Below are 25,931 nucleotides of genomic sequence, written 5' to 3'. Positions count from 1 at the left end.
TTAAACAACATATTCATGAATACCAGATCAATATTACACACTTTTTTCACCTTTATTATACTGTGCTTTACCGTCAACAGCATGGCACAGGGATACAAAATCGATGTTTCGGTAAAAGGATGGCAAGATACCACATTGATATTGGGGCATTATTTCAATAAAAAAATGTTGGTCAACGATACGATATATATTGACAGCAAGGGATCCGGAACATTTTCGGGCAAAGATAGATTACCCGGTGGTGTTTATATTATTTATATGCCCGATCAAAAGTACTTTGATATAATTGTAGATGATGAGCAACACTTTTCTATCATAGCGGATAAAGAAAACCCGGTTCAGTCGTTGGAAGTAAACGGAAATAAACAGGAAAGGGCATTTAACGATTACCAAAAGTTCATTTTCAACAAACAAGAAAAAGCAAACGAAATACAGGAAAAGCTTAAGAACAAAGATCAATATTCAAAAGAACAGGTTGACGCATGGAAGAAGAAATTGGGGGTGCTGTCAACTGAAGTAAACTCGTATTGGGACAAGATTCTGGACAAACATAAAGGTACATTCTTGGCCTCGTTTATTAAAGCCATGCGCGAAATTGAAGTGCCCGATTTTAAAGAACTAAACGAACCTGATTCGATTATACAGGTAAAAAGGTATCAATATTACAAGCATCATTATTTCGACAACTTTGATATGAAGGACGACCGCTTGATGCGTACCCCGTTTTTCACCGGTAAGTTAGAAAACTTCTTCTCCAAAACCGTGTTGCAAATACCCGACAGTTTGGTAAAAGAGTCGGTAAGGATTATTGAAATGGCTGAAGGTAACAAGGAAATGGAAAAATATCTTATCCAATTTACCTTTAACTATGCCAACGATAGCAAACTGATGGGAATGGATGCCGCCATGGTACAACTGGGCGAAAAATATTACCTCTCGGGCATTGCTGATTGGGTAGACGAGGAATTTATTGAAAAACTGGAAGACAGGATAACTAAGCTAAAACCAAACTTAATTGGAAATCAAGCTCCTGATTTGAAAATGGTGTCGCTCAACAATCAATATTTTCGCTTAAGTGAGGTATACGCCCCGCTAACCGTATTGGTTTTTTGGGAACCGGACTGTGGACATTGTAAAAAGGAAATACCCAAACTTAAAGAGGTAGTATGGGATAAATACCAGGACATAGGCGTTAAGATATTTGCGGTTTTTACCCAGCACGAAACAGAAAAGTGGAGCGAGTTTATTGCTGAACACCAACTGGAGGAATGGATCAATGTTTACGATCCATACCATCAAAGTAATTTCCGTAACCTGTACGATATTTATAGTACGCCTGCCATTTATATTTTAGACGAAAACAAAAAGATTATTGGCAAAAGAATTGGGGCGGAACAAGTTCCAGGATTCATAGATCACCACCTGGGACTCAGTGGGCATTCAAACATAAGCCGTCAACAGTAGCCCGGTGGCAAAGCGCACAATACGGTAAGCCTTTAGCGATGAACTGAAACACGAGCACATGCGTAAAAACACAAACGCCACATATACAAGAAAGTAACCCACAGATTATATTAAAATCAAGGGCGGTTAAAATATAAATGTAACATACACGTAAAATATGAATAGTTTTTTTACCTATTTCGTCATATCAATAGTTTCTATAATTGGATTGATGGCATGTGAGGACCACACCAAGGAAATACCCAACTCGGAAATATATATAGATATGCCCGATGATGGTTACGAGGTAAAAGTAAACGACACCATCGATATATCGCCAAAGATCACCTATGATATTAATTCTGCGTATTTCTGGGTGCTTGACGGACAACTCGTGAGCCAGGAAAAAGACTTGCGCCTGATTCCAACTGAATTAAATAAGTACGAATATACTTTTTCGGTTAACAACAGCCGGGGAATTGCCCTTATTGATATTCCCGTTCAATCCATGTACAAAACCGACTTTGAAGAAATAGAATTTGAAGAAGATACCTTTTGGACCAACAATGAAAATTACATCTCATTTTTATCTGACCAGATTCAGTTTGAATCATCAGGAAACTATGCTTCTGATACTTGGACCGGTTTTACGTACTCCAACCTAAGCGGGAGCAACTCGGTTGATGACTATGAAAAATACAGCTGCTATAAAACGCCAACTGAATTTGATTCGGATGTGTTTGGGATAATGTTACTAGACGCCTATCAACAGCCTATTGCATTAACCACTAAGGATGGGGAAGATCATCTGTTCAAAAGCATCTCCATCAACAATTCGTATTACGTTTACGATGCCATTAGTAACGGCAACAATGGTTCGAAGAAGTTTGGTGGTGAAACCGGCACCGAAATCGACTGGTTAAAATTAACAATTACAGGAATCAACAAAAGTGGAACCACTCGGGGAAACGTTGAGATTATGCTTGCCGATTACACCACTGGTAGCAACCGCAACAATACTATTTTAAGTACATGGACCGATTACGATCTGGAAGATATAGGCAAAGTATCGCGACTGGAATTTGTACTGTCCTCTTCCGATACCGAAAGTGGCAAATTAAACACCCCGCCTTTTGTGTGCTTTGATGAAATAAAGATAATAGAGTAAATAAAACTCTTGTGTTCCATGGAATCTTTGTCATGACGCTTTTCCCCCATTGAATCGAATCCACCAACAAGACAGCTAAATACCGGAAAATCCTTTGCGGATTTTGGATAATTTATGATCGTTTCTATTTAACAATCCGCAGCTTCCTTGGAGAAGAATCGACTAAAAACTTAACTGTCCTGTACGTCCCTACTCCACTATAAATTTCTTATTGATTTGCCTGTTACCAAGATAGAGTTTTAATATATAAACTCCTGTTGGTAGGTTATTTAATGACACAGGAATTTTATCCCCGGTAGTATTTATAAGCTGGGTATTAGCAATACGGCCACTCATATCTATTATCTCCACGTAATCAACAAATTGTTGGTTACTATTTACATAAACATAATCACCAATACTTGGTATCGGAAATAAAACCACATCCGAATTATCAACCGGAACTACCTGTGTATCTCCATAAACAACCGATTCGGCCAATACATCCAACCAAAGGGAATAGTTAATACCATAATCGTATACATCGGAAGCTTTTTCCCATCCTGTGGAACTATGGTATACCCACATTGTGTTATTTACTTTTGTGCTGTTTGCAGAGTGATAAACGGCCATGGTGTCCACCGGCGAACCGTTATAATTAATTTCGTACCCAACAAAAAAACTACCATTCACCTCCAGCGGACTATCAAATTCCAAAAATATTTCTCTTTTTTCCCTTAAAGTATCAATGCCAACACCTTCTTTTTTAAGAATAATTGATTGAGGCATCTGACTCCCTTCCCAAACCATTATATCAACGGTTTGATCGGAACCATATTTGTATTCACAAGGCATAATGTATACTCCTTTTATGGAGGCTGACTTAATGCCTGCAAATTCTTCAGCAAATACCGTGGTTTGTTTGGCATTGTGCCCGCCCAAATAACCACCTTCGGAAATCCTTGTCGCCAAAGGATCATCGCCCGTTTCAACATTGCTTAACCTTACAAAAGGATTTTCCTCATATGGATCCAAACCCTCTAAACTTTGAACACCGGAATTTTCAGGGTCAAGCCACGGTTTAAAATGTTCGTTTAGTTCGGTGTTTCTGTCCCAGGCTTTATAAAACTGTGTAAAGTAATCGTTTACCGGATTACCGCAATAAGCTTCTCCACCCGAAAGTGTTCCTACCAGCAAATTGCTACCATCAAATATAGGACAGCCCGAGGAACCAACTTCTGTTGTGCCTGTAGTCCATTCCGTAACCCTCCAGTGAAAGTTATCGACCTGGGCATAGGGATCATTTCCGGATTCGTTAAATGTCCACGGTTGAAGATTTCCATCATAAGTCGCAATTTTCTTTACATCACCTTGGGGGTGGTGAATGGATTTAAATGGTGAAGCCGGGTCCGAACTCAGGCTCCAGCCTGAATAATAAGGCCTATAATATGCAGGTGGGTTTTCCACCATTTCCAATAAGGCTATATCAAGGCTATTCACAAGTACTTTTGTTTCTCCTCCGGTAATACTCCAGGAATCCGTACCCAAGGTTTGCGACTTTGAGCCTTCAATCGTTGCGCAATGAGGCGATTCGTAGTTAAAAAACAATAGAGTAGTGCTTCCCTCGTTATCCAAGCGCATGCAGTGTGCAGCGGTTATCATATATGGTGTTCCATCATTACTGGTATTGTTAATCATGGTTCCCGTGCACAGTTCGCTTCCCCCAACAATCATTTTCACAACAGAACGACGTATATCCAATTGATTATCGATATCGTAACAGGCAATATCTTCATTACAATAACCCGCATCACCGAAATACCCGGTTTTCAATGTAATAAGGTCATAAAATCCTAAAAAATCATGATTTACCGCACCAATCAATAAATCCGCGTTAAATTCAGCATTTTTAGGTTCCTGGTATTCAACAATTACCTGGTCACCTCTAACGGGAGCAGTTGCCAATATACCGGTGGGTTTATTATTTTTATGGGTGAATGATCCGATAATATGCGAAAAATCGGTATTATAAATAAACAGCTTTCCTCCTACCGGAAGTTTATACCTGTCGAAGATTAAATTGATTGAAAAAGCACCCGGTGAGCTAACCGATAAACGCCAAACTTTTGTACCATCCTCCAGTATCGACCATATACCTGAATTATCAGGTGTATAATTAACGGTATACTGGTGGGCAAAGGTCAAAGGTTGCCCTTTGCCATAATTGTCAACCGATTTAAGTTGTAATTGACTCGGCACAAAGCGATGCGCTTTTAAATTTTGCTTAACTTCTTCACTGATAGTATACATAAATATTGGACTCCCCCCATAACTAACCTGTGCGTCAACGTTTAGAGCGAAGCTAGCCACCAAGAGCATTAATATCCCCAATATTTCACTTCTTTTCGCATTCATAATAATCATTCTTCAATATGGTCTTCGCCTATATTTCCCGGCTTTGGCTTACATTCTCTTATTAATCAGTATCGATATCATGGCTTTTATCTTTTAGTTTAATTGTAGATTTAACTTTTGCAACGCGTCTTAAACGCCCGGTCTTACCTAACTTATAATGTACCAATGCCCAAGCCATTAATATACTTGTACCCAAAATTATAAATAAAAGTATACCTGTTTCAAAATCGTTTATTAAAAAATCATCGGGTATAGCAAAATACAACAATACCGATATTAATCCGCGCGGCGCAATAAACACTTGCGGTAAAAAGTTTTTCTTAACAATGAGTTTAAAAAGCAACCATCTTACCAAAAACATGATGGCCATAAATATTAAAGAACCCAGAACCACCTTTGTTTTAAATATTCCGGCAATGGTAATGCTCAACCCAAAAACAAAAAAGAAAAATGTACGCACCACAAAGGCACTTTCGGCCGTTAACAACTTAAAATCCAATAATACCTGTTTCACTTCGTTTTCCTTAAGGAATTTTTTCATGATACCCGTAAAAAAGATATGTCTATTTTCGAGAATCAGGCCAAAAACCAAAATAATAAGTAACGACGATAGATGAAACACCTTGCCTACCGCATACAGTAAAAGTAATACGGAGATAAACAGAAATAGTTTTATTTGTGTGTTTATTCTTTGAAAAAAGATAATCATAGCATAAGAAAGTACCACAGATAATACAAGAGTACCTCCAATGTTAGTTATCACATTCAAACCTATACTGGAAAACTCGTTTGTATGTACGTTGTTAATAACCATATAAAACAAAATAAGCCCAAAAATATCGGACAAGGTACTTTCGTAAATCAAAAACTCTTTTTTCTCTTCCTCTAACTGATTTACACTGGGTATAACAATGGCACTGCTAATAATTGACAATGGGATTGCATAAATAAAAGCCGTAAGGAAGTCGAGGTTAGCTATTAAAATCTGAATTCCATAGGCAAAAATAAATACATTAACAAATAGTGAAACCAATGCAATAAGACCCGATTTCCATATCATGGGCCATCGCTCTCTTGATAGTTTTAAATCCAAGGCACCTTCCAGCACGATGAGCATAAGTCCAACTATCCCTAATATTTCAAGGGGGAATATCCAATCCACATCGTCTACCCCTATATTAAAGAAACTCTTACTAAAAAAACCTAACAGAATTAACATTATAACACTGGGAACTGCCGTTTTATCAGATATCAACGAAAATAAATAAGAAAAAACAATTATTAATGTTGCACCAATAATTGACAAATAGGCAACGTTATTTGCGGTAATTAAGTTATGTAATGAGAATATCTCCATTTTTTTTGTTGCGTGTATTAGAAAATTAATTTAAAAAAAAAGTTGCCAATGATAAATACATCGACAACTCTTGTTAAACGTTATTAAGATTATATTGTTCTTGTCTATTCGTATACTTTACACTCCACCTGTTTCCTCAAAGCCATTAAACCGTTCTGCATCAAAGCAGTCATTTCATCTTCGCCCGGATAAACCGCCACGGGGGCAATAAAGTCAACCATATCCCTAATATATTTCACCACAAATTTATCGTGAGCGATACCACCTGTCAAAATAATTCCATTAACCTTACCTTTTAATACAGTAGCACATCCACCTATGGCCTTGGCAATTTGATAGCACATCGCGCTTAATACCAGTTCGGCATGTTTATCACCGGCTTTAACTCTTTTTTCAACCTCAAAGGCTTGATTCGTCCCTAAATGAGCCACTAATCCACCTTTACCATTAACAATCTTTTTCATATCCTCAAAAGTGTACTCCCCACTATAACATGCTTTTATAAGAGCTCCGGTTGGTAACGTCCCTGCTCTTTCCGGAGAAAAAGGGCCATATCCATCAATAGCATTGTTAACATCAATAACTTTCCCTTGCTTATGGGCACCGATAGAAATCCCTCCCCCCATATGAGCCACGATTAGGTTAAGCTCTTCGTACACAAATCCACGGGTACGCGCAAACAAGCGCCCAACTGCCTTTTGATTTAACGCATGAAAAATAGAACGGCGAGGCATACTCGGACAACCCGTTATACGCGCTACATCTTCCAGCTCATCAACTACTACAGGGTCGGCAATATACGCTTTTGCATCAGGCAGCGATTTGGCAATATCATCGGCAATCAGACCTCCCAGGTTACTGGCGTGCTCACCTAATACCCCAATTTTCAAATCGCGCTTAAGGGCTTCATTAACTTCATAAACCCCCGATTGAATCGGTTTTACCAACCCTCCACGTCCCACAACACCATCGATACGTTCTATGTCAATATCGGCCTGAATCAGCTCATTCAGAATGACCTCTTTCCTAAACTCATATTGGTCGGCTATTGTTTTAAAAGGCGCCAAATCATCGGTTGAGTGCTTGATGTTTTTTAAGAAAATAGATTTTTCGTTGTCGTAAACCGCAATTTTGGTTGAGGTAGATCCTGGATTGATTACTAAAACTCTAAAGATTTCCATAAAATAATTTTCAATGATTAACAATTATTTTCAGCCATTAAGCAGGCTAAAGCTAAACAATAGTATTTAGATTTAAAACTCTCACTTCGCGACATAACTACGACTGGATGAGTTGTACCCCGTATAAGTCCGGCAAGCTCTCCCCCACCAAACAGCATTAATCCCTTGTAAAAAGGATTGCAAGCCTCAAGTGAAGGGAACAACAGTATATCCGCATTCCCTTCCACCGGTGTATCTATACCTTTAATTTTGACACTTCCCGGATCGCAGGCCAAAAACACATCCAATGGTCCATCCATGATACACCCTTTTATTTGGCCTTTTTCCGCCATCTCGCACATGGTTTGGTATTCTAATGAGTTTGGGAAATGGGGAGAAACTTTTTCAGTTGCCCCTATTAAAGCTACCCTTGGTTTTTTGATACCCATATTGTGGGCCATTTCTATGGCATAATTGGCCATAGTTACTTTCTGTTGAAGATTTGGGAAGGGCAAAACAGCCGGATCTGTTAGAAACAATAACTTATTATAGGCAGGTAACTCAATTGCACAAACATAGCTAAGAACACTTTCCGGCATTAACAATCCATTTTCCTTGTTCAATACGGCCTTTAAAAACAAATCGGTATTGATCAGTCCTTTCATCAAAATATCTGCCTCACCCCTTTTTACCATAGCCACGGCCAGCTCCGAAGTTTTTTCTTCGTTAACGCATTCGATGATATCATATTTTTCTTTCTCCTCCAGAAAATCATAGGGCAAAAGTTGCGATATTTTGCGACTGTTCCCCATTAATATCGGAAATACGAATTTTTCTTCGGCAGCTTTCAGAACCGCATCCAATGTATTGCTGTCTTCAGCAACTACGACCGCCACCCTAAACTTTCGTTTAAGGCCAATCACATATTCGGGAATTTGTTCCAGTTTACTGATATTCTTCTCCATGACGCACTATGCTAATGCAGCTAATAATATGCTGTGATATTTCGATTCTTCGGAGTCGCTTCTGGAGGTTAATACGATAGGCGTTTTTGCCCCTAAAATAACAGAAGCGACCTTGGCTTTGGCGAAAAAAACCAACGTTTTATAGAGCACATTACCCACCTCAATATCGGGCATCAAAAGCAAATCGGTATCTCCGGCCACTGCACTTTTTATATTCTTTTCCTTAGCGCTTTCAAAACTTACCGCGTTGTCAAAGGCCAAAGGACCGTCAATAATACAGTTTTTGATTTGGTCGCGCTGGTTCATCTTCGACAATAGAGCGGCGTCGAGAGTTGCCTGCATGCTTTCGTTAACCATTTCTATCGCGCCAAGCACAGCCACTTTCGGTTTGGCGATACCCATCTTGTTTAAATACCCTACCGAGTTGTTTAAAATAGCTATTTTATCTTTCAGGTTAGGTGCAATATTCATCGCCACATCGGTAATTGCAATTAATTTATGATAGGTATCTACTTCGAACAACGCAAAATGTGATAGTAAGCTGCCTGTTCGCAAACCCCATTCTTTATTCAGTACACCTTTTAAAAGGTAGGGTGTGGCCACTTTTCCTTTCATTAGAATATCAGCCTTGTTGTCGTGAACCATCCTGACCGCTATTTCCACACATTTTTCATGATCCGGTTCATCGATAAATTGTGCACCCTCAAAATCATAGCCTTTTTCTTTTATAATTTCCTTCGTTAAAGCTTTGTCACCAATCAAAACAGGTTTAATTATTCCTGCCTGAAAAGCTTTATGAATTGCGTTTAACGATTGGGCATCTTGCGAAACAGCCAATACCAATGTTTTTATTATATGGTTCTTATTAATAAGACGTTCCAGATCCGACAACTTTTTAAACATATCCTACTTTTTAGTTTTGTTACCTTTTAATTTCTCGTTTTTTCAGATTTAAAAATACGGCTGAAACATCATTATAAATATGACTTTTATAAGCAAAAAAGGTGCAACTACAATTTCATACGGAAACCATAACGCACCTTTTTACCATCTTAAAAACAAAGCATTATCTGTTAGCCAAGTCCTCTACGATCTGTTTTGTGTCCTTTGCTATAACCAACTCTTCATCTGTTGGCACAACCATTACCTTAACTTTACCGTTTTCTTTGCTTAAAACCGCCTCTTCTCCGAAAATTGCCTCGTTTTTCTTATTGTCCATTTCAATACCCATATACTCAAGTTCTGAACATATTTCTTGACGGATATAAGTTGCGTTTTCTCCAATACCGCCAGTAAACAATATAACATCAACGCCACCCATCGCCGCTGCGTATGAGCCAATGTATTTTTTAATCCTATATGCGTACATTTCCAGTCCTAACTGAGCCATTTTGTTTCCTTCCATAGCTGCCGATCTAATCTCGCGCATATCAGATGAAACGCCAGTAACTCCCAACATACCGCTTTGCTTGTTGAAAAGTACGCTGGCCGACTTGGTTCCAATCATTTCCTTGTCCATGATATAGGTAGCTGCTCCTATATCCAGATCACCTGCACGTGTTCCCATGATAAGCCCTTCGATAGGTGTAAATCCCATTGAAGTATCTACCGACTGCCCGTTTTTTACAGCCGCGACAGAAGCCCCATTACCAAGGTGGCAGGAAATTACTTTGGTTTTAGAATAGTCTACACCAAGGATTTCACAAGCCCTTGCCGCCACATATTTATGGCTGGTACCATGAAATCCATAACGACGAATCCCATATTTTTGATATAAAGAATACGGGATAGCGTACATGTATGCATGCTTTGGCATAGTTTGATGGAATGCAGTATCAAATACCCCAACCTGAGGAACACTTGGCAATAATTGCTCAATGGCCGATATACCGCTTAAGTTGGGCGGATTATGCAGTGGTGCCAAATCGATGCACTCTTTCATTTTATCAATTACCTCATTGGTGATAAACACACTGGAGTTAAATGTTTCACCGCCATGAACCACACGATGACCAACTGCATCAATCTCTTCGAGGTTTTTGATACAGCCATGTTTTTTGCTGGATAATACACCTAAAATATAATCGATTCCTGTTTGGTGATCTAAAATTTCACCTTCCAACAGAACTTTTTCTCCATTTTCTTTTTCGTGCTTTAAAAAAGAACCTTTAAGTCCAATTTTTTCAACAACACCTTTGGCCAGCACATTATGACCTTCATCATCCATGTTGAATAACTGGTATTTAATGGAGGAACTTCCACAATTTAAAACTAATATCTTCATTGGTTATTTTCTTACTGATTTGATAAACTGGCTTACTTATTCCAAAATAATATCACCATTTTCATTGTACTTATAAAAACCTTCTCCGGTTTGTTTTCCCAAGTGTTTGGCTCGCACCAACCTTTTAATCAACGGGCTAGGCTTATACTTTGAGTTTCCAAACTCTTCATATAAGTTATCCATCCACTTTGAAATTTTATTTAAACCAATGATATCAGCAGTTCTAAAAGGTCCGAATCTCATGCCCAGGCCTACATTCATGGTTTTGTCGATATCAGACTTGGTTGCAATCCCTTCCATCAACACCTGACAGGCTTCGTTTAATAAGGTAATGTACAAACGAACACTTACTAAACCAGCCGACTCTTCTACCGGTATAACGTCGCGATTAATTAACTTTACAAAAGTATATACCCTATTGTACACCTCTTCGGAGGTATATAAACCTTTCACTACCTCAATAATTTTAGCCTCTGGCGATGCTACAAAAAAATGAAGACTGATACATCTATCCGGCTTTTTCATTTCCGAAGCCAGTTCGGTAATAATAATCGTGGTCGAATTTGTTGCGATGATGGTGTCTTCCCGAACAATTTCTTCTACCTTTCGGAACACCTCTTTGCGTTCGTCTATGCTTCTAAAACCGGTATTTGAATCGGAACGTATTGCTTCAATCACGAAATCGCAGTCCGCCAGATCTTTATAATCCATCGTTCCCTTAATGCGACTCATAATAGCTTTCTTTTCGCTGGAGGTCAGTCCCCAGTTTTCTATTCTGTTGTCCAGTTCTTTACCAATATTGTAGATTGCTTGGTCAATTTTGTCTTCGGTTAGCTCCAAAAAGACCACTTCCATACCGTGCCAGCTTGCAATACGGGCAATACTCTGCCCTTCCTTACCACAACCAATAACACCAATTTTAGAGAAAAGGGTAGTGCCTTTTTTCTTGTCTTTGCTTAATGCATAACCTTCAATAGGTTCTACTAAAATTTCAGCCATTTATATTGTTTTAGTTTTTACAGTTAAAATACTGTCGGATATTAATTCCGATAACATATCACTCCCTATATTAAACTTTTCCTGCAGCTTGATTTGCGGTTATTGCCACCAGGTTTACGATGTCGCTAACTGAACAGCCTCTGGACAAATCGTTAATAGGGGCAGCCATACCTTGCAATACCGGACCAATAGCCTCGGCATGTGCCATTCTTTGCACCAGTTTATAACAAATATTACCGGTTTCCAAATTAGGAAATACCAATACGTTCGCTTTACCTGCAATTTCGCTGCCCGGGGCTTTCTTAGCGCCAATAGCTTCAACAATAGCTGCATCTGCCTGTAATTCGCCATCAATCTTTAAATCAGGATCCATCTCTTTGGCCAAACGAGTAGCCTCAACAACTTTATCAACCATCTCGTGTTTAGCACTGCCTTTTGTAGAGAAACTTAACATGGCCACGCGTGGCTCAATACCAACGATGGACTTGGTAGTTTTTCCGGTTACTACTGCAATCTCTGCCAATTCGCTGGCTGTCGGATTCGGATGCACAGCCCCATCAGCAAACACTAACATGCCTTTTTCACCGAATTCATCATCAGGTAAAATCATAATAAAAGCACCTGAAACGACTTTAATGCCCGGTAAAGTTTTTACAATTTGAAATGCAGGACGAAGTACATCTCCTGTTGAGTTTTCGGCTCCGGCAACCTCACCGTCCGCATCACCGCTTTTGATCATTAGCGTTGAAAGATAAAGTGGGTTTAACACCAATTCCTCTGCTTGCTCGCGCGTAAGCCCCTTGCTCTTGCGTAACTCTATCAACAAATTGGTGTACTCCTCCTTTTTTTCATGATTTTGAGGATCAACTATTTTAGCCTTTTCAATATTACTTAAATTAAATTTGGCAGCTTCCTTCGCAATAGCGTCGGGATTACCAATTAAAATAATATCCGCAAATCCTTCACTAATAATAGTGTCGGCTGCTTTTAGGGTTCTTTCTTCCAGCCCTTCAGGAAGCACAATTCGCTTTTTGTCTTCTTTGGCCTTAGCCTTAAGTTTGTTAATGAATTCCATTTCAGGTAAGTTATAATATATAAATTATTAATACAAAACTATCTATTAATCATCTGAATCACTATGCTTTTTATCACACAACGCAAGATAAATATTTAATCGTTGTTTACCTAGGTGATCACACAAGTGTTCGTTATGTTTGCTTGAAATCCAAAAAGAAATTCCGTAACTTATGATAAAAATTAAAAAAAATGGATCTGCAAGCCGTATTTTCAAAGTTGTTTACCGACTATTCGTCATTAAACCCTTCTGTTGGTAAAATTCATTCGCTGTTAAAAAATGAAGATGAAGAAATTCTAAACGATCATATTGCATTTAGAACATACAATTTACCACAAATCAATATTGATGTGCTTGCCAAAGCTTTTGAAGTTAGAGGATACAAAGAAAAGGGAAATTATCGATTTAAAGAAAAAAAACTGACAGCAAAACACTATGAAAATGATAAAATTCCAAATGCTCCTAAAATTTTTATCAGTCAACTGGAAGTAGAGAAGCTTAGTTTTTCAAGTCAAAAAATAATTAACGAACACTATCAGTGCATATTACAAAACCTACCCGGTGAAGAGGATATAATATTTGCCAAAAACCCAATGTTAAAATTAAGTTACGGAAATTTTCAAAAACTAAGGGAAGAATCGGAATATGCTGCCTGGATGTATGTATTCGGTTTTAGGGCCAATCACTTTACTGTATTTGTGAACTTACTTAAGAACTTTGCTACATTAGAGAAACTGAACGAATTTCTGATATCCCACGGCTTTGAGCTAAACAGAGCGGGAGGGATAATTAAGGGTAGTAAAGAGCAATACCTAAAACAATCGAGTACTTTGGCTGATAAAGTTCAGGTTAACTTTGTTGAAGGTAGCTTTGAAATACCTGCTTGCTATTACGAATTTGCCGAACGATTCCCTCTGCCAGACGGAAAACTATTTCAAGGTTTTATTACAGGATCGGCCGACAAAATTTTCGAAAGCACAGACTTTCGCAAATAAACAGTCACAAAAAGACCTGTTATTGATCAGTGGTAGCATAGATATTAGATATAAAGATAAGAGACTGCATAATAGCAATGAAATATTCAACTTACTGAAGGTTCTAATTATAATATCACAATCACACCAAATACAATAGGTTAGATAAAAAGGTATTACTACAGTAGTCATTGGTCAATAGTTTAGCGGACATTGGTTTATTATTTTTTGATATCAGAATTATTTAACAACCGCAAACAGCTAATAACCAACAACTACATAGCATTAATTGCTGACCGTTTTACTGTAGAACAAAGTTTATAGGCACCGAATACTGAACCCGCACCGGCTTTCCTCTTTGTTTACCTGGTGAAAAGGCTGGCATATCCTGAACAACCCTTATGGCTTCTTTATCCAATTCGGGATGTACTCCCCTACTCACTTGAACATTGGTAACTTCACCTGCTGGCGAAACCACAAAAGTCACATATACCCTGCCCATAATTCCGTTTTCGGCAGCGATTACGGGATATCGAATTGCTTTTGAGATGTATCGCATTAATTCCGCATTACCTTCCTTAGTGGTTTTGCAAATATCAGGACGAAATATAGGCATCTCCTCAACAACCATAAATATGGGCGCATCCCCCTCCTCTTCTTCTTGCTCCAACACAGGCATCTGCATTAGCTCTACCACTTGATCTTCATTTGTTTCACTATCAAAGAATTCCAATTCCTCTTCAATAATTACATCATTGTCAACAATATTAATAATGTCTGTTGCTTTTATAATCTTTGGTGGTGGCGGCGGCAATTTCTGTTCCTGCCGCGTGATGGGCACCATTTCTTGTTCCTGGTCCAAAACTGAACCTTCTTGAAATTCCTTTGTATTGTTCGACGTAAAGTTTAACTCCATCATCAGTAACACGATGGCCAGGCTAATCACAAAACCAATTTCAAAAAAGATGGATCGTTTATGCTCTAAATCAGCATGTGTTGTTTTTCGAGGTAACATAACTCCAAATTTTAAAACGGTTAAAAAATATTTTTTTTAAACCTGCGGTCTCGGAGTTATTTCATCGCAACAACGATGGAGAAGCTTCGATGCCGACAGGTGTTTCAGCACTTTGCTCCATAGCAGTAACGTTTTAGTATTTATACGTCAAAAATCGATTTGAGGTTACAAAAAAGAAGGGTAAATTTGTTTTATAAGTAAAATAAAAACTCTATATTTGCGCCCGATTATAATAATCTGCATGTAATCTCTTATTGAACAGGTGGTTCACGTAATATTGCATGTATTTGTTAAATGCAATCATATCTTAAAAAATGGATTTAATTAAAATTGCCGAAGACGCATTTAAAACTGATTCAAAAGAAATGCCTTCTTTTGGAGCAGGTGACACCATCTCTGTATCTTATAAGATTAAAGAGGGAAACAAGGAACGTATCCAGATTTTCAAAGGTGTAGTAATTCAGATCAAAGGTGCAGGTTCTGCCAAAATGGTAACCATTAGAAAAATTTCAGGAAACCAGGGGGTTGAAAGAATTTTTCCGCTAAATTCACCTTTCATCGAATCGATTGCGGTTAACCGTTACGGTAAAGTTCGCAGAAAGCGTATTTACTACTTGCGCGGTCTTACTGGTAAGAAAGCCAGAATCAAAGAAAGAAGAATGTAAGAAACTCTTCATAAAAAAATCCCCGTTCAAACTATTGTACGGGGATTTTTTTTATTCTCTAGGTGGAGGAGTTACTTTCTTGACCTTCAAATAAGGATCAACGATTACTTCTGTGCCATCAGCACAAACATATCTGATATCATACTTAACTTCACCGTTTGCTTCTTGGGCTAACACAGCAAAACATTCTGTTTTATCTGGATTGAACACTACTCCATTTTCAAAGAGCTCATCGCACTCTTTATCAACGATAATAATTTCCTCGATTGTATTAATGTTACTTTCTTCATCCACATACCACTTTACGGTATCTCCGGAATTAACAGAAGAAATAAAAGAAATAGCTGCAGATTTCAAACCATTGTTATCACTAAGCACTAAATTTTCCTTCTCTGTTAAGTCAATTGCTAGTTTAATTTCAGTGGTGCCGGGAGCAATCAACTCCTCTTCTACATAATCATCGACCTCGTTCTCTGCCGTACAACAATTCACGAATAGTATCACAATCAAAAATAAATACCCATAATTTTTCATTCTCTTTTTTTTTTAAGTTAAACAATAAAAAGTAAGGTTACCAAGCTTAAAAATTTAATATCCAGGATGTCTACAATTAATATACGACACTACATAATAAAGGTTACTATAATTTTAACGTAAAAAAAAATCCTATTACCATATAAAGCACGATAATAGGATTAATTAATTATATTATTGTTTTTTTTATTTATCAATATACATTTCGTATCGAAGTGGATTTTCCTTCATTAAAAATTCCTTAGAAGGTATAAAGTCAATGGTTTTCGCAGATTTCAATAATTCTTGAGCTTTCGTGCTTGATCCTGTAATTTTACTAATCGCAAAAGCCGTGAGTACTTCATCAGGATCTCCCAATTCATATCTAAAATCATCGTACATTTCATAATCGGGAATCAGCCCAATACTATAATCTATAGAATTATCTACATTTTCGGCCCTCATGATAATAGGTTGTATGGCCCAATTATGCGTTCCATCTTCATCTTCAATTGTTATAGAGCCATAATATTTACCGTGCGTTTGTTCACCTATTTGAAAAACATTCATATACGGAGAGAGGCTATAAATAACCATCTCACTGGCAGAAGCTGTGCCACCGGTAGTTAATACATAGAGATTACTTAAATCGAGGTTATTCGAATTTGTTTCAAAATAATCTTCAAACCATTCCGTGTATGTACCTGGGTTTTCATTTCTGATTGCTTCTTCCAAACCGTCATTATAGGCACTTCTTAAAAAAAGCTCACCCGCACTTGAGGCAGGACAAATCATACTTGCCATCAACCTGGCTGTAGATACGGCACCGCCTCCATTATATCTTAAGTCTAATATTAACTCCGAAACACCCTCAGCCTTAAAGTTGCTAAATACGGCCTCAAGATCATCATTATATTCATCAATAAAACTGGTATAAGCCAAATACCCTATTTTTATACCACTTATTGTAAAAACCTCATTTCGTAAAATCGGATCTATCTGTATTTCTTCGGCGGTAACGTCAACAGACGGTGTTAAATCATAAATTTCCCCATCCGAAACCGTTCCCAACCCGACATTCAACTGGTCAGAATAAAATAAATCTGAATAATTGTCCGGTGTAATCCAGGCTCCATTCATTTCTACAATTAAGTCTCCGCGTTTTAATCCGGCTTTGTCTGCGGGGCCACCGGGCTCTACATATTCGATAAAGGCTACTACCCTATCACTTCCCTCTTCAAAATAATATCCTCGCAATGAATATCCAACTTCTTTACGTACTCCTGCAAAATAATTGTTCAATTCATCCACATCGTCGGTAATAAACGACCATCTGTCAATTTCATCGTACAATAGCTTGTCAAAATACTCCCAGGTATCAGGTTCCTCGCTAATGTTTAAAGTAGGCATTTTATCCTCCCAAAGATAATACAATGACATGTTTTCATATACAAAGCTGTTTATCTTCAAAACTCCAGGATCTATAGTTTCCTCCTCTTCTATTTCTATTTCTATTTCATTTTCATCATCCTCACAAGCTACAATCACGAATAAAAAAGCCAATAATAGGAGAATATTTTTTACTGAATATCCAGAAATTCGCATAGGGTTATTTTTAATGATTAATAATTATGTTGCAATTTAAAAAATAAACGGAAAAATCTCTATTACAATAATCATATTTAATATAAGGCCCGAGTGCTTATAAAGTCTATTCAGCAATTATCGTGCAAAACATCATAAAAAAGGCCGTCCGTTATAAAAGGACAGCCTCGAATTGCTTTATTTTTTATTATTTAATTAAAGTGGTACAAGAAAACAATCTCCCCTTCGAAGGCAGGCTTTCTGCTTCCTTCAATTTCCATTACAACTCCAATATTGGCTTTTGTAGTTCCTCTCAGATTTTTAACATCCACCACTTTGGCCACCAACCTTACTTTTGAATTAACCAGTACGGCCTGATTAAACTTAAGACTCTCTATACCATAGTTCACCTGCATTTTAATATTTTGCACTTCTACAATTTGCTCCCATAAATATGCCAATAACGAAACCGTTAAATATCCATGCGCAATTGTATTTCCGAAAGGAGACTCCGCTTTTGCCTTTTCCGGATCGGTATGTATCCATTGATGATCAATAGTCGCCTCAGCAAACAGGTTTATCTGCTCCTGTGTAATAGTGTGATACTCCGACTTTCCTATTTCCTGTCCTTTTAACGCTTCTAATTCTTCAAAGCTTTTAATAATCTTTTGAGCCATATACGCTTTTTAGTTTATTCTACAATTTTGTGCCAAAGATAATCTTTTTAAGATAATACAATCTCCACCAAATAACCACGCGGCCGCTATTTCATTTTAAGAACCCGTTTTTCATCCTTAAATTGAGTCATTCTAATATAAACCTGACAAATATCTCATACTCAAGCATTATCTTCCCGAAATCTAAATTAGGAGTTTCCATCTGTGCAGCGCCCGTCTCGGCTCTAAAGGCATAATTAACAACCTGGTTACCATAAGGCCTAACATTACGTTCTTGAATATAAATGGCTTTACCAACCTTTTGATGGATTGCCTCCACCAATTTTGTTGCCTTGTCTTTTGCCGCTTTAATAGCATCCACCTTTACTTCTTGTTTCAACTCCTCTATTTTAGAATGATCTGTTTTAATGATGGACAAATTAGAAATACCAATTTCTTCCATTTCCAAAAACACTTTACCCAGGGTGGCCCCACTGTTAACAATAAGCTGGTATTTTTTCGCGGTTCGTATGCCCGACTTTTTATACCAATATTCCTTAAAATCAGAGGAAAAATCCAGAATACTCAAATCCTTATTAACATCAATTCCAATGTCGGTAAGCGTTTTTAACATTTTCTTTTCCTGTTCCTCCACCTGTTGTTTTCCTTTACTATCATCTTCCTTAATAACAATTGAAATATAAATTTCATCCGGCACAACCTCTATTTCCGCGGTTCCGGTAACTTCAACAAAAGGTTGATCGATAAAGTTTTTGGTTCCCTGAGCGCCTATCATCACAAAGTGAAACCCAACGATTAATATCATTATTGCTTTTCTCATAACGCTGTATTTTATTTTACATATGGGATGTTGAAGTTATCGTTTTTCCACAAAAAAAGCGATACATTTAATTGTACCGCTAATTACATAACACTTATCACTTAAATTTCGCAAACCATATCCTTTAATTGGAAGCCATCTGAGCCAGTTTAGAGCTAACTTGTATTTGCTTTTGGCTAGCTATTTCCTGGTTTAGCTGAAACGTTAACTTGTTATTTCTAACTTTAAAATTAACCATGGCATACTTTGGCATATAATCCTGTTCTTCTGTTATTGTCATAACCGAATGAGTATCCAATGCTCCAACCAGCTTTTTAGCCCTTAACGATCTTCCGCTTGGAATAAATACTATTTGGCACCCTTTCATATCATCTGCTGTTTCAACTTCCACAACCGATATTCTTGCCAATCCAACGTTTTTGCCATTAACGGTGTTATTTAACGCACTAAAAATCGCATGATTTTTACCGTACACCCCAATTGTAAAACTTTTTAACGATTCTTGTTCGGGCCATTGAATATACCTCATAAAATTGGCTATAAAAGAAGCCTCGATTTTTTGCAATTGTACCTGAGCACTCATAGAGTTGGCTACAAACACTAAAACAAGTACTACTAGCGTTTTTATCACCTTCGTTCTTCCCATTGACTTATAATTTCAAACATTTTATAAGCCTTTTAACGCCATTGGTCAAAAATAGTTACTGAATGACCATGAATATTTGAAATTCATTCACTTTTTTTTCTGCCTATCACAACAAACCAGCCCGCCGGTGCCTTGAAAGTTGAACTGTACTATCTATAAAGTCAACTAACACATATGTAAATCACAATTAAATTCAAGTGAGCTATTGACACATGGTTGAATTATGAAAAATATTTTTTATTTTATCTATGCATATGGAAGAGTTATGCACAAATAACCCGAATAGCATCTTTAAATTCATTAAGTTCTACAGGTTTCTTTAAAAAAGCACTAGCCCCATTAGTTAAACATGAATCAATGGTACTTTGCCCGGTATCACCAGACACCACAACAACAGGTATACCCATCCACTCCTCTTCCAGATCTCTAAGTATTTCGAAACCATCCTTTAGCGGCATATGTATATCAAGCAATACCAAATCGGGTCTTTCCTTTATGATTTTCTTCCATCCTTCCAAACCATCGTTGGCTTCTAGAATATGTATATTATAATTCTTCAGCATTCCTTTTAGCACTGCTCTGCTATCCTGTGCATCATCAACAATTAAAACTTTCTTCATTTCTAATAATTATTTTAATTTGATATATGGGAAGTTAACGATTTATTTATAGAAAGGATTTCAGATGTTGATTAAATCAGTGCTTACTTATGCCAATATGAGTTTTCTTTAGACCAAATTTATTGACCTTGAAACATTTTTCCCTTAACCTATCTACATTCTTTGTGAATTAATTCTAAATCGCTATTAGCCATTTTCCCCGCACCTTAATACAGACATATGGCAGGCAGGAAATGTTAAAAAACTAAACTAGTAGGGACTGGTAGGTATTTTATTGGTTTTTTTTATTATAATTGCAACGAAACAAATAAAAATTAACAATTTCTTTACCCTTTAATAAGGTTAGAGATGGACACGAATAAACTATTAATTTTTTCTAATATAACATTATAGCTATGGCACAAATAAGTTCGTTAATCGAGAAAATGAACGGGGGAGACAATCCTTTTTTTAAAGAATTATATGGAACAGATTCAGTTGTACTTAAAGAACAAGTAGATCGCTACATCAAATACATGAATGAGTTTAAAAACATTTATGGAACGGATGATGTAACTTTATTAAGTTCTCCTGGACGTACTGAGGTTGGCGGTAACCACACCGATCACCAGTTAGGCCGTGTGTTAGCCGGTGCAGTAAACTTGGACAACATTGCCATTGTTGCACCTAACGGAACGAACAAGGTGCGTATAACTTCTGTTGGTTTTGATCCTTTCGAAGTTGATTTAGATAATCTGGAAATAACTGAATTTCAAATTACTCCCGGAAACTTGGTAAAGGCTATTGCGGCCGGAATAAAAGAGTTAGGTTTAAAAATCGGAGGTTTTGATGCGGTTATTCATGGTTGCGTGCCAGAGGGTTCCGGCTTAAGCTCATCCGCTTCTATCGAGGTATTAATAGGTGCTATTTTCAGTAACTTATTTAACGACGGAAAACTTGATCCGGTTGACAACGCCAAAATTGGACAAAAGGCAGAACACGCTTGCAAGAAGTTCTGTGGTTTGATGGATCAAACAGCTTGTGCAGTGGGTGGTTTCATCACTATTGACTTTGAGGACAAAGCAAACCCTATTGTAAAAGCTATAGATTTCGATTTCGCCAAAACAGGATATTCCTTGGTGATTACGAACACAGGTGGCAGTCACGGCGGGCTTGACGAAGAGTACAATGCACTTCCGGGTGAAATGAAATCTGTGGCTAAAGAGCTTGGGCAAGAAGTACTGCGCCCACTTTCGATGGAAGATGTGGTGAAGGGAATTCCTACCATTCGTGAAAAAGTGGGTGACCGTGCATTATTACGTTCAATCCACTTCCAGGCAGATAATGCCCGCGTAGTAGATCAGGTTGAAGCACTTGAAGGCAATCATTTTGACAAATTCCTTGAACTGGTCATTGAGTCAGGACTTAGCTCATACACCTACAACCAAAATATTTTTGTAGGTGGAGAAACTAAATATCAAAATGTCGCACTTGCCTTAGCATTGAGTGATCTTGTTCTTAAAGGAAAAGGTGCATGGCGTGTCCACGGGGGCGGTTTTGCCGGCACTATCCAGGCATTTGTTCCTAACGATTTATTAGATTCGTACATATCTACGCTGGAGTCAGTATTTGGAGAAGGTAACTGTCACAAGTTGTTTATTCGCTCCAAGGGTGCTGTTGCAGTAGAACTTTAAACATAAAATCATCGGAATGGGTATCAATTTCATACCCATTTTTTATTAACTAATTATTTAAATTATTTGAAACTTATGGGGAGTTCAAAACAAAACTACACGGTACCTTTTGCGATAATGTCCTTTTTACTTTTCCTATTAGGATTTGTGACATGGATCAATAACATCCTGGTTCCGTTTATGGAAACCAAGTTCAGTATCACGCCAAGTCAGTCTCAACTGGTCAGTGCTGCATTTTTCAGTGCGTATATCATCTCTATTCCTGTGGGCGGGGTAGTTAAAAAAATCGGTTACAAAATGAGTGTAATCATCGGGTCTATCATCACCGGTATTGGGTGCGCCATTTTTATTCCAGCCTTGAGTGTCGGTTATAACATGGTGTTAGCGGGTTTATTTGTTACTGCCATTGGCGTTGTTGTTCTTCAGGTAGCAGCCAATCCGTACGTAATAGCTTTAGGTACGCCGGAAACTTCTGCGTCACGTTTAACTTTAGCCATGGCAATTAATTCATGTGCAGCCGTGCTGGCACCAATTGTAGGTCAATTCATTATCGAATCAAATGATGGCACCATGATCGTTCATGAAAACATGGCAAAAACAATGTTTATTGCCTTAGCCGTTATTTCTATTGCGACTGCGGTGATACTGGTATTTATGCACCTACCAACTATCGAAGACGAAGCAGAAGAAGGCACAGAAGGAGCAGGCAGAAGTGCCTGGAGTTTCCCCCATCTGATTTTAGGTTTTGTTGCCATAGGTATGTATATGGGGCTCGAAGTAGGAGTCGGCAATTATTTTCTAAAATATGTAGAGTTTAACGTTGCTGGTAAAGATGTAGCTTATGCTTCAATGATTCTTGGTTTTTACCCGGCAGGTTTCTTTATTGGAAGATTGTTGGGAGCCGGGATCCTAAAGAAATATGAGGCATCAAAAGTATTGTTGGTTAACTCGTTAATCTGTGTTACACTTTTGGCAGCCTTCTTTTTAACTAAAGGTTCGGCATTCTCCATTTGGCCGCTTATCGCACAGGGTTTATTCCTTTCAATCATGTGGTCCGTATTATTTGACCTTTCCATGAAAGACATCCCTGCCAGCGCTGCAAAATTAGGATCTGGCATTATTTGTACAGGTGTAGTATTTGTTGGTTTCTGGATGTGGATTATGGGTAAATTTGTTGAATCATCAGTAACTGCAGAGTATCCTAAAGGAGACAATGGTTCTGCTTATTTGTTTTTCTTCTTCTTTTACGCATACATTATCTTTTTTGCTTTAAGGGGAGCGAAAATCAGAAAAAAATTAGCTTAATTTTTTTTAGAGGGCCTATCTTTGATTAGGTTTTCAAATTAATAATATAAAGATATGACAAAAGCTTCAGATGTTTTTACGCTAAAAAACGGAAATAATATTGAGGTTACCTTTATTGGTAGAGGCGGACAATTAATCGGAATTAAAGTACCAGATGCTAAGGGCGAAATAGCTGATGTGGTTATCGGTTACGAAAACGTGGATGCCGCTTTGGCCGGAGACGGATATTTCGGTGCGTTATGCGGACGTTATGCAAACCGTATTGTGGGTGGCAAGTTCGAACTAGACGGAACACAATATCAATTAGACGTTAACAACGGACCTAACCATTTGCATGGTGGTAATGATGGTTTTAATAGTCGTGTTTGGGATGTTGAACCATATGCCGACAGCAAATATGCCCAGGCCTATAAATTATCATTGGTAAGCCCCGACGGCGACCAGAAATACCCCGGAGAGCTTACCGTAAGTGTTATTTACGGGTTAACCGACGATAATGAGCTTGTAATTGATTACACAGCCGAAACGACAAAACCTACTATTATCAACCTTACAAGCCATGCTTATTTTAATTTAAAGGGAGCTGGAACAGGAACGGTTGAAAATCACATACTGGAGCTAAATGCGGACAAATACACTCCTATTTCGGCGGAAATCGGTACCGTTACCGGAGAAATCGCTGAAGTTAAAGGTACGGCTATGGATTTTGTGGATGCCAAAAAAATTGGCGATGCCTGCCATAGCGATTGTCCTCAGGTTAAGTTAGTGGATGGTATCGATCATAATTTCGTGATCAACGGTTACGACGGCAATTTAAAATTGGCAGCCAGACTATCCGACCCGGAAAGCGGACGTGAAATGCAAGTATTTACGGACCAGCCGGGCGTTCAAATTTATACCGGTAGCCACTTCGACGGGTCTGAAACGGGAAAATCAGGGGCCCCTATCGAAAAATGGGCTGGTGTAGCATTAGAAACGCAAATTTTCCCCGATTCTCCCAATAAGGAAAATTTCCCTAATGCAGTGCTTCGGCCGGGTGAAGTTTACAAACATACTTGTGTTTACAAGTTCTCATAGTATATTCGAATCATTTTAATTAAAAGGCCATCCTGAGACTCAGGATGGCCTTTTTTATTTAGAATTAAAATGAAAACCTTGCTATTACTTGTATATCTTAATATTTTTCTACTTTTTTGCTTGCCTTAAAAGGTACCATTATTCTAAGAATAGACTTTTATACTCAAAAAACTATTAAAAACTACTTTAAAATTAAAAAATGAACACTACTAAAACGAGCAATTTTCTGCCAATAGTAATGATGATATTACTGTTTGGCATGATCTCCTTTGTTACAAACCTGGCAGCACCTATGGGAGTTGTTGTAAAATCTCAATTCGGCGCTTCAAACTTTCTGGGGATGCTGGGGAACTTCGCTAATTTCCTGGCCTATGCCTTTATGGGTATACCCGGGGGGAAATTACTGGAAAAAGCGGGCTACAAAAAAACAGCCTTGTTAGCCATTGCCATCGGTTTTGTTGGAGTTGGTATTCAATTCCTATCGGGTGTTGCCGAAAGCTTCTTTGTATACCTTTTGGGTGCTTTTGTTGCCGGTTTTTCTATGTGCTTACTAAATATTGTAGTAAACCCAATGTTGAACACTTTGGGTGGAGCCGGAAAAAAAGGAAATCAACTTATCCAAATTGGTGCCACTTTTAATTCACTGAGTGGAATGACAGTGCCTATCCTTGTCGGTGCGTTAATTGGTGTTGTTAGTAAAGATACAGCTATTAAAGATGTAAACCCGGTATTGTTTATAGCTATGGGCGTATTCGCACTAATTGGCCTGGTACTTTATTTTGTGAATATTCCTGAACCTCACATCGTTAAGGGCGAAGTCGTTAAGGATTCAACATACAGCCCATGGTCTTTCCGTCACTTTGTATTAGGCGCTATTGCTATTGGTGTGTATGTAGGCGTTGAAGTGGGTGTTCCGGGAACATTGTTCTTCTTTCTTTCTGATTCAAATGCAGGAGGTGTGAGTGCTGCTACTGCAGGTTCTGTGGCTGCCACCTACTGGGCACTTATGCTGGTTGGTCGTTTTGTGGGAGCATCTATCGGGGCTAAGGTATCCAGTAAAACCATGTTAATTGTCGCTGCTGCAGTTGGAATGGTATTGACATTTATGGCCATTATACTTCCGACATCTACTGCAGTGTCAATTCCTGTATTTGAAAGTACTTCAACCGGTATTGTCTTTGGAAATGCTAATGTGCCCATCAATGCCATGTTCCTTGTTTTAATTGGACTGTGCACATCTGTTATGTGGGGAGGAATTTTCAACCTGGCCGTTGAAGGGTTGGGTAGATTTACCGCAGCCGCGTCAGGAATTTTTATGACCATGGTAGTTGGTGGAGGAATCTTACCATTAATTCAGAATGCTGTAGCTGATGGAATGGGTTATATGATGTCGTATTGGGTGCCATTTATTGGTTTAGGATATATGCTTTTTTACGCATTAGTTGGCAGTAAAAATGTGAATAAGGATATCCCTGTGGAATAAGTACATAATATAAAAAAATTAACAGGCCATCCCA

At 38.1% G+C, this 25,931-nt stretch carries 23 protein-coding genes; 8 read left to right on the top strand and 15 right to left on the bottom strand.

Annotated elements, in window-relative coordinates:
* The first annotated feature begins 15 nt into the window (after positions 1–15).
* Together ACT29I_RS18825 and ACT29I_RS18820 are read left to right on the top strand one after the other, a co-directional pair.
* The gene (locus ACT29I_RS18825) at positions 16–1,464 is read left to right on the top strand and encodes a redoxin domain-containing protein (protein ID WP_444794137.1); all 1,449 of its coding nucleotides are present in this window, start codon (positions 16–18) and stop codon (positions 1,462–1,464) included.
* A 157-nt stretch (positions 1,465–1,621) separates the two neighbouring features.
* A complete protein-coding gene (locus tag ACT29I_RS18820) occupies positions 1,622–2,611 on the top strand; it encodes a DUF4465 domain-containing protein (protein WP_444794136.1) in 990 nt (329 codons plus the stop codon).
* 189 nt (positions 2,612–2,800) lie between these two features.
* On the opposite strand, the gene ACT29I_RS18815 is transcribed toward ACT29I_RS18820, so the two are convergent.
* The 8 genes from ACT29I_RS18815 to pta form a co-directional block, all read right to left on the bottom strand.
* A complete protein-coding gene (locus ACT29I_RS18815; protein WP_444794135.1) occupies positions 2,801–5,005 on the bottom strand; it encodes a T9SS type A sorting domain-containing protein in 2,205 nt (734 codons plus the stop codon).
* A gap of 61 nt (positions 5,006–5,066) precedes the next feature.
* The gene (locus tag ACT29I_RS18810; RefSeq protein WP_430931382.1) at positions 5,067–6,362 is read right to left on the bottom strand and encodes a cation:proton antiporter domain-containing protein; all 1,296 of its coding nucleotides are present in this window, start codon (positions 6,360–6,362) and stop codon (positions 5,067–5,069) included.
* Between the two features lie 104 nt (positions 6,363–6,466).
* Positions 6,467–7,543, bottom strand: coding sequence for a butyrate kinase (buk, locus tag ACT29I_RS18805; RefSeq protein ID WP_430931381.1), 1,077 nt, complete (start codon positions 7,541–7,543; stop codon positions 6,467–6,469).
* Positions 7,544–7,560: 17 nt separating this feature from the next.
* Positions 7,561–8,487: a phosphate acyltransferase gene (locus ACT29I_RS18800; protein WP_430931380.1), complete on the bottom strand. Its 927-nt coding sequence runs from the start codon at positions 8,485–8,487 to the stop codon at positions 7,561–7,563.
* Positions 8,488–8,493: 6 nt separating this feature from the next.
* Positions 8,494–9,390: a bifunctional enoyl-CoA hydratase/phosphate acetyltransferase gene (locus tag ACT29I_RS18795; RefSeq protein ID WP_430931379.1), complete on the bottom strand. Its 897-nt coding sequence runs from the start codon at positions 9,388–9,390 to the stop codon at positions 8,494–8,496.
* A 163-nt stretch (positions 9,391–9,553) separates the two neighbouring features.
* Positions 9,554–10,771, bottom strand: coding sequence for an acetate/propionate family kinase (locus ACT29I_RS18790; RefSeq protein WP_430931378.1), 1,218 nt, complete (start codon positions 10,769–10,771; stop codon positions 9,554–9,556).
* Between the two features lie 36 nt (positions 10,772–10,807).
* Complete coding sequence (locus ACT29I_RS18785; protein ID WP_430931377.1) at positions 10,808–11,770, bottom strand: 3-hydroxyacyl-CoA dehydrogenase family protein; 963 nt, start codon at positions 11,768–11,770, stop codon at positions 10,808–10,810.
* A 70-nt stretch (positions 11,771–11,840) separates the two neighbouring features.
* Positions 11,841–12,845, bottom strand: a complete 1,005-nt coding sequence (pta, locus tag ACT29I_RS18780; RefSeq protein ID WP_430931376.1) for a phosphate acetyltransferase — start codon at positions 12,843–12,845, stop codon at positions 11,841–11,843.
* A gap of 191 nt (positions 12,846–13,036) precedes the next feature.
* Here pta and ACT29I_RS18775 point away from each other — a divergent pair, with 191 nt between their 5' ends.
* Positions 13,037–13,840 (top strand): DUF1338 domain-containing protein, encoded by an 804-nt coding sequence (locus ACT29I_RS18775; RefSeq protein WP_430931375.1) that lies wholly within the window; start codon positions 13,037–13,039, stop codon positions 13,838–13,840.
* Between the two features lie 280 nt (positions 13,841–14,120).
* Here the strand turns inward: ACT29I_RS18775 and ACT29I_RS18770 are convergent, their stop codons facing one another.
* Positions 14,121–14,834, bottom strand: coding sequence for an energy transducer TonB (locus ACT29I_RS18770; protein ID WP_430931374.1), 714 nt, complete (start codon positions 14,832–14,834; stop codon positions 14,121–14,123).
* Between the two features lie 314 nt (positions 14,835–15,148).
* Between ACT29I_RS18770 and rplS the strand changes: the two genes are divergently transcribed.
* Complete coding sequence (rplS, locus tag ACT29I_RS18765; RefSeq protein WP_430931373.1) at positions 15,149–15,499, top strand: 50S ribosomal protein L19; 351 nt, start codon at positions 15,149–15,151, stop codon at positions 15,497–15,499.
* 51 nt (positions 15,500–15,550) lie between these two features.
* On the opposite strand, the gene ACT29I_RS18760 is transcribed toward rplS, so the two are convergent.
* The 6 genes from ACT29I_RS18760 to ACT29I_RS18735 form a co-directional block, all read right to left on the bottom strand.
* Complete coding sequence (locus tag ACT29I_RS18760) at positions 15,551–16,033, bottom strand: hypothetical protein (RefSeq protein ID WP_430931372.1); 483 nt, start codon at positions 16,031–16,033, stop codon at positions 15,551–15,553.
* A 186-nt stretch (positions 16,034–16,219) separates the two neighbouring features.
* Positions 16,220–17,617, bottom strand: coding sequence for a S41 family peptidase (locus ACT29I_RS18755; protein ID WP_444794134.1), 1,398 nt, complete (start codon positions 17,615–17,617; stop codon positions 16,220–16,222).
* Between the two features lie 191 nt (positions 17,618–17,808).
* Complete coding sequence (locus tag ACT29I_RS18750) at positions 17,809–18,273, bottom strand: MaoC family dehydratase (protein ID WP_430931370.1); 465 nt, start codon at positions 18,271–18,273, stop codon at positions 17,809–17,811.
* A gap of 127 nt (positions 18,274–18,400) precedes the next feature.
* Positions 18,401–19,093, bottom strand: coding sequence for an SIMPL domain-containing protein (locus ACT29I_RS18745; protein WP_430931369.1), 693 nt, complete (start codon positions 19,091–19,093; stop codon positions 18,401–18,403).
* 124 nt (positions 19,094–19,217) lie between these two features.
* Positions 19,218–19,739, bottom strand: coding sequence for a YfiR family protein (locus ACT29I_RS18740; protein WP_430931368.1), 522 nt, complete (start codon positions 19,737–19,739; stop codon positions 19,218–19,220).
* A 263-nt stretch (positions 19,740–20,002) separates the two neighbouring features.
* Positions 20,003–20,359, bottom strand: a complete 357-nt coding sequence (locus ACT29I_RS18735) for a response regulator (protein ID WP_430931367.1) — start codon at positions 20,357–20,359, stop codon at positions 20,003–20,005.
* A 395-nt stretch (positions 20,360–20,754) separates the two neighbouring features.
* Here ACT29I_RS18735 and ACT29I_RS18730 point away from each other — a divergent pair, with 395 nt between their 5' ends.
* From ACT29I_RS18730 to ACT29I_RS18715, 4 genes are all read left to right on the top strand, one after another.
* Positions 20,755–22,032 (top strand): galactokinase, encoded by a 1,278-nt coding sequence (locus ACT29I_RS18730; RefSeq protein ID WP_430931366.1) that lies wholly within the window; start codon positions 20,755–20,757, stop codon positions 22,030–22,032.
* A 75-nt stretch (positions 22,033–22,107) separates the two neighbouring features.
* Positions 22,108–23,337: an MFS transporter gene (locus tag ACT29I_RS18725; RefSeq protein WP_430931365.1), complete on the top strand. Its 1,230-nt coding sequence runs from the start codon at positions 22,108–22,110 to the stop codon at positions 23,335–23,337.
* Positions 23,338–23,391: 54 nt separating this feature from the next.
* Positions 23,392–24,414 (top strand): aldose epimerase family protein, encoded by a 1,023-nt coding sequence (locus tag ACT29I_RS18720; protein ID WP_444794133.1) that lies wholly within the window; start codon positions 23,392–23,394, stop codon positions 24,412–24,414.
* Between the two features lie 199 nt (positions 24,415–24,613).
* Positions 24,614–25,897, top strand: a complete 1,284-nt coding sequence (locus ACT29I_RS18715; RefSeq protein ID WP_430931363.1) for an MFS transporter — start codon at positions 24,614–24,616, stop codon at positions 25,895–25,897.
* Positions 25,898–25,931: the final 34 nt, after the last annotated feature.

The sequence above is a fragment of the Saccharicrinis sp. GN24d3 genome, from assembly GCF_052400645.1.
Classification (GTDB): Bacteria; Bacteroidota; Bacteroidia; order Bacteroidales; family Marinilabiliaceae; genus Saccharicrinis.
Note: the sequence above shows the minus strand (reverse complement) of the source record. Positions and strands in the feature narration are given on the sequence as shown.